1 protein-coding gene is annotated in these 335 nt (G+C 36.7%); it reads right to left on the bottom strand.

Annotated features, from left to right (window positions below; translation table 11 throughout):
* On the bottom strand, positions 1 to 335 hold a 335-nt coding region (locus ACSIPU_RS30800), incomplete at both ends, for a hypothetical protein (protein WP_435322504.1).

Here is a 335-nt window from a genome sequence, read left to right as displayed (position 1 = left end):
AGCTCTTCAGTTCTTGTGTCCTTGTTGACATCAGTGGTTTCAATTTCTGCCTTTTCGTCTACATGTACTGTGTTCCTGTCCACATGGACCTCTGAGCCTTTATTATTGGTTGATTCTGATGAAAGTTTTTGTTCAAGTCTCTGACAACGTTTCTTCCACCTGGCTTCATTTTTCTTTAGTTGTTGTATTGAATCATTTAAATTTTCAATCTTCTGTCGTGTTCGTCGCGAAAGCTTACTTCTATGTTTGTTTTCAAAGTTCAATTTTACAAGTAATGGTTCGCTTGACTTTCTTGTTGCTCTAGGAACAGATATGATGTTGCTTACAGAATTTTC

The sequence above is a fragment of the Klebsiella sp. HN106 genome, from assembly GCF_051209435.1.
Classification (GTDB): Bacteria; Pseudomonadota; Gammaproteobacteria; order Enterobacterales; family Enterobacteriaceae; genus Klebsiella; species Klebsiella oxytoca.
Note: the sequence above shows the minus strand (reverse complement) of the source record. Positions and strands in the feature narration are given on the sequence as shown.